The sequence below is a fragment of the Nocardiopsis sp. TNDT3 genome (genome assembly GCF_003427465.1).
Classification (GTDB): domain Bacteria; phylum Actinomycetota; class Actinomycetes; order Streptosporangiales; family Streptosporangiaceae; genus Nocardiopsis; species Nocardiopsis dassonvillei.
Map to the genome: position 1 here is coordinate 1 of NZ_QPFC01000014.1, position 5,433 is coordinate 5,433.

At 77.5% G+C, this 5,433-nt stretch carries 3 protein-coding genes; all 3 read right to left on the reverse strand.

All coding sequences use genetic code 11. The annotated features are described in order from the left end of the window. Positions 1–1,690 (reverse strand): ABC transporter ATP-binding protein (locus DQW06_RS00305; protein ID WP_157983309.1); only part of this gene is annotated, 1,690 nt, incomplete at its 3' end. Further along, positions 1,690–2,847 carry a lanthionine synthetase C family protein gene (locus DQW06_RS00310; protein WP_013155686.1) on the reverse strand — a complete coding sequence of 386 codons (1,158 nt, stop codon included), beginning with the start codon at positions 2,845–2,847 and terminating at the stop codon, positions 1,690–1,692. The genes DQW06_RS00305 and DQW06_RS00310, both read right to left, overlap by 1 nt. Beyond that, a partial coding sequence (locus tag DQW06_RS00315) for a lantibiotic dehydratase (RefSeq protein ID WP_117197735.1) occupies positions 2,844–5,433 on the reverse strand: 2,590 nt, incomplete at its 5' end. The genes DQW06_RS00310 and DQW06_RS00315, both read right to left, overlap by 4 nt.

The following is a 5,433-nucleotide window of genomic DNA, read 5'->3' on the forward strand; positions in this document are numbered from 1 at the left end:
CCACCCGGCCGCCGTCGAGCACCGCGATCCGGTCGGCGAGGGCGAGGGTGGACCTGCGGTGGGCCACGAGCAGGACGGTGCGGTCGGCGGTGACGTCGGCGAGCGTGGCGACCATGGCGGCCTCGGTGGAGGCGTCCACGGCCGAGGTGGCGTCGTCCAGCACCAGGACGCGGGGGTCGCCCAGGAGCGTGCGGGCCAGGGCCACGCGCTGGCGCTGGCCGCCGGACAGGGTCAGGCCGCGCTCGCCCACGGGGGTGTCGTAGCCGTCGGGGAGCGCGCGGACGAAGCCGTCGGCCCCGGCGGCGCGGGCCGCCGCGCGGACCTGCTCGCGGGTGGCGTGCGGGCGTCCGTACGCGATGTTGTCGGCGACCGAGCCGGAGAACAGGAACGGCTCCTCGAAGGCCACGCCGACCGCGGCGCGCAGCGAGCGCAGGCGAAGCGAGCGCACGTCCACCGCGCCGCCGGGAGGGCCGATCCGCACGGCGCCGCCGGTGGTGTCGTAGAAGCGCGGCAGCAGCAGCGAGACGGTGGACTTGCCCGACCCGGAGGGGCCGACCAGCGCCAGGGTCTCGCCCGGGCGCACGCTCAGGGACAGCCCGTCGAGCACGGTGGAGTCGCGGGTGTAGCCGAAGCGCACGCCGTCCAGCTCCACGCCGACCGGCCCCTCGGGCACGTCGGCGGCGTCGGGCGCGTCGGTGACGTCGGGGCGGGAGTCGGCGAGGTCGAACACGCGCAGGGCCGCGGGCCGCACGAGCTGGGCGCTCATGACCAGGTTGGACAGGGACGCCGACGGCGCGGTGAGGGTGACCATGTACCCGGAGAAGGCGACGAGGGCGCCCAGGGACACCTCGCCGCGCGCGACCAGCCACGCGCCGACCACCAGCACCGCGGCCTGGCCGAGGTAGGGCAGCACGCCGAGGGTGGCGCTGGGGGCCGCCTGCATGCGGGCCACCCGCATGCGCTCGCCGAACAGGCGGGCGGCGAGGTCGGCCAGACGCCGGGTCTCGCGCTCCTCCTGCCCGAAGGCCTTGACGACGCGGACGCCGGTCACGGTCTCCTCGACGTGCTGGGCGATCTCGGCGGTGCGGCGCTGCACGGCCATGGTCGCGGGCGGCATGCGCCTGCTCACGCGCGCCGTCACCACGACGAAGGAGACCACGACGGCCGCGGCCACGACGGTGAGCACGGGGGAGAGCCACAGCATCGCCGAGAAGGCGAACACGATGAGCACGAGGCCGCCCAGGGCCTGCGGCGCGGTGGCCAGCAGCCCCTGGACCAGTTGCAGGTCGGTGCCCGCGCGCGACATCACCTGGCCGGTGCGCAGGGTGTCCTGTTTGCCGCCGTCGAGACGCTGGACCGAGTCGAACACGGCCGTGCGCAGGTCGTGCTGGACGCCCAGGGCCAGCTTGCCGGACAGGAACTGGCGGGCGAACGCCCCGGCGAACTGGAGCGCGGCGGCTCCCAGCAGGGCGAGGGCGAGCACGCCGATCCGGTCCGTGCGCCCCTGGACCGCGTCGTCCACGGCGATCTGGGCGGCCAGCGGGGCCAGCGCGGTCAGCCCGGTCCCCAGGACGGCCGCCGCGGCCACCCCCGCGGCCAGCCCCGGGTGGCGGCGGCAGGCGGACAGCAGCCGCAGGACCCAGTGGCGGTCCCGGGCTGCGGGCGCTTCGGTCGGCGGGGAGCCGGGCATCAGACCTCCGGTGTGACGGGGCGCGCCAGGACGAGCTGCTCCCACGCGGGCCGCGCCCCGGTGGCCGCGTACAGCAGTGCCAGGGCCACGCCCGCGTCCCCTTCGAGGAAGGAGGCGTCGCGGATCATCCCGGCGGGGTTGAAGTAGGTCAGCGGCCCTTCGGCGCGCCGCTCGGCGAGCCAGCCGGTCCAGCGCCGGACGCACTCCAGCCCCTCGGGCAGGCCGTGGTCGTCGTGGGCTCGGCGGCCGAACCAGACCAGTCCGGCGGCGCCGTGGCACACGCACCCGTCCGTGATCCCGCAGTCCCGCTCGGGCCGGGTGGCGACCGCCGAAGCGGTGGCGCGGGCCAGGTCGGCGTCGCGCGGGTCCCCGGTGACCCCGGCGGCCGCGGTCAGCGCCAGGGCGATACCGGGGTCCCCCGAGCACCAGGTGGCGCGGGCGGGCGTGTAGCGCGTCTCGACGCGGTGCGGGAAGACGGCGTGGGAGAAGTCGCCGCGCTGGGCGCGCAGCCAGCGCACGGAGTCGTCGAGCAGCGGGCGTGCGCGCGGGGCGGCGGCCGTCCCGGCGGCCGAGGCGAGGTAGGACACCAGTCCGGCGGTGCCGTGGGCGGCGCCGAGCACCCGGCAGCCCGCGGACTGGTCGGCGCGGCGCGCCGGGGAGTCGCCCAGGCGCAGGAACAGGCCGTCGCCGTCGCGTTCGGCGCGCTCCTCGACCACGTCCAGGACGCCGGAGGTGGCCTTGTCGCGGAACCCGGCGTCGGGGTGGGCCAGGGCGTAGGCGCCCAGGCCCAGCACGCCCATGGGCAGGTCGACCTCGCCCTCGGCGGGGTAGTCGGCGATCCACCGCAGGACGGCGTCGTCCACGGCGCCCAGTCCGGACGGCTCGGTGCCGCGCTCCCGGGCGAGCCGGAGCGCGGTCCACCCGGCCTGGGCGGCGCCCCGGTAGAGCCAGGGGCCGGTGCCGCCGCCGGAGCGCAGCAGGCCCATCGCCTCGTGGAAGGCGTCCTCCGCGCGGTGGTCCTCGCCGAGGGCTCGGGCGAACTCCATCCGGGCCACGGCCTGGTCCAGCAGCAGCGGGAACGTGGGGTTCTCGCGCACCTGGGCGTCCATGTCGTCCAGGAACCGTCGCGCCAGGTCCAGTGTGTCCGCGTCGTTCATCGTTTCCTGCCCTCCAGTGCGTGCAGACGGCGCAGGTGGCGCCGGGCGAGTTCGTGCGCCAGGTACTCCATGCGCACCGCGTCGAAGGCGAAGGTCCGGTTCAGGTGCAGGTGCAGCGCCGACCCGAACACCGACCACCGGTCGCGGGTCCCGGTCCCGGGCTCCAGCGCGGCGGCCAGCGCGCCCAGGGCCTTGGCCACGCCCTCGTCGGGGCGGACCCCCTCCAGGTGGGCGCGCAGGGCGGCCTCGTGCGTGCGGGCGAACTTGCCGAGGCGGTTGCCCTCGCGGGTGGGGGCCACGTCCAGACCGCCCTGGCACGCGCGCAGGAACTCCTCGCGCTCGTCGAAGGCGGCGAACAGCTCGGTGCACCAGTGGGTGACGTCGGCGACCGCCCGGTAGAGGCGGGCCGACTCGTCGGCCAGCTCCGGCAGCGCGGCGGCGACGCGGTCGCTGGAGGCGGTGAACAGCCCCTCGGCCGCCCGCAGGCCCTCTGTGCCGCCGTAGCGCGCCACCTCGGGCACGTACTCGTCCAGGACGACCCTGCTGACCAGGCCCTCGGCGGCCAGCCGGGCCCCGAGGGCGTCCACGGCGGTCAGCACGCCGGGCCGCGCGGCGGGTTCGGCCGGGCGGACCCGCACCCGCACGTGGTAGCCGTCCCCGTCCTGGTAGCGGAGGAAGAACCACTGGTCGGCCTCACCGGCGGCGCGCAGGTCCGAGGAGAGCCGGTGGGCGCGCGCCACCACCTGGTCGGCGGTGGCGTGCCCGCAGTACAGGCGCGCGTAGATCCAGGCCCGGCCGTGTCCGCGGTCCAGGACGGCCGTCCCCGCGCCGGTGCCGGGCGGCTCGCGCAGGACGGGCCCGGTGGGCACGACCACCTCGGCGACGTGGCCCCCGCCGGGGCCGCGCACGGCGGGCGCCTCGGCCTGGGGCATCTCCACGAAAGCGGTGTCGCGTTCGCCGGCGCGTGCCAGGGCGGCGCGCACCGAGGCGTCCTCGCGCAGGTCCACGGGGAGCACGTGGTCGTACTCGCCGGTGCCCACCCAGGTGCGCCCGCCCAGGCCGGGCAGGCGATCGCGCAGCGCGGCGGCCGGGGAGGGCGCGGACAGGACCGCGGCGACGTCCCCGGGGCGCAGCAGCCAGCGCTCGGGGGTGACCACGACCCGGCCGCAGGTGACGCGGGGCAGGTGGGGCAGACGGGCCAGCGGGCCCCACGACCAGCCCGCTCCGCCGGACGTGGCCAGGTGGCCCAGCACCGCGTAGACCGGGTCCAGGCCGTGGAAGTCGACGTTGTGGGCGGTGTTGAGCTCCACGAGGACGGGTCGGCCGGTGCGGGCGTCGCGCAGGCGGAAGCCGTCCGGGCACAGGCGCAGGAGCAGCCGGTCCAGGTGCAGGGTGCCCGCGTGGGCGCCGGTCAGGGCGATGGTCTCGTCCAGCACGCGGGGGCGCACCAGGACGTTGCCGATGCGTCCGCCCGGGTGGTAGACGAGTTCGGCGTGGAGGGGGTTCCGCGCGGGGTCCGCGGCTCCGTGCCGCCCGCGGGCGCGGTCGACCTGCTCCCGGACGCGGTCGGCGACGGCGGGGCGGTGGAGGCCGAACCGGGCCACCAGGGCGTGGGGGGCGCGGCCGACCCCGCCGACGAGCATGCTGTGCGGTCCGTCGTGGGAGGAGGGGTCGGCGTCGCCGAGCAGGACGGCCAGCAGCGCGCGGGAGCCGTCGGTGTCGGACTCGGGCAGGTGGGCGATGTCCACGGAGCCGCCGTCGAGGTGGCCGCCGTCGGCGGTCCAGCGTCCGAGCAGGTCGAGCAGCTCGGGGTTGACGGTGGGTTCGGCGGGGCGGGAACCGGCGCGCAGGCCCGCCCTGGCGGCGAGTTCGGAGGCGCCGCGCCGAGCGGGCCGCAGCACGCCCGACTCCAGGTCCAGCGCGCTCAGCAGCGGCACCTCGGCGTCCTCGAAGCGCTGGGCGAAGGCGGCGCGGAAGGAGGCCATGTCGAAGCCTGGGCCGCCGCCGGGGGAGGAGAGGGCGGTGAGGCGGCGCACGGCGGAGCGCAGGTCGGCGACGGTGCGCCGGTCCAGGCTGGCGGCGCGCATGGCGAGTTCGGGGTGCAGGTCGAAGCGTTCGGCGTACCTGGTCCGGGCCAGGGCGGGCGCGTGGTCGGCGGCTCGGTCCCAGGCGGTGTCGAGACGGTCGCGCAGCCCCGGCTCGAAGGGGCGCTCCCCTGCGGCGTCGGCCAGCAGGACGCGCACGGCGGCGGCCCGGTCGCGGTCGCCGACGGCGTCCAGGAGGCGCACGGCCCGGTCGGCGGGCTCGTCACCGGGGGCGATCAGGCCGTCGGAGGGCTGGAGCAGGCCCCTGTCCCTCAGTCCGCGCACGAAGGCGCGCAGGCGGTCGGGCTCCACGCCGGGCAGCCGCTCGGAGAGCGCTTCGGCGAGGTCGGCGGCGCTCATCTCGGCGCCGCCGAGGACCTCCAGGGCGGTGTCGATGGCCTCGGTGCGCCGAACGCTCACCACGGCCGCGGTGGCGTCGCCCGGAGCGGCGAAGCGCACGGCGGAGGGGCCGACGCCGGCCAGGGGGTTGAGCCGCAGGGGG

Bases quoted from the DNA above. Each gene is read 5' to 3' on its own strand.
- DQW06_RS00310 (WP_013155686.1), bottom strand. From the start codon at position 2,847: ATGAACGACGCGGACACACTGGACCTGGCGCGACGGTTCCTGGACGAC.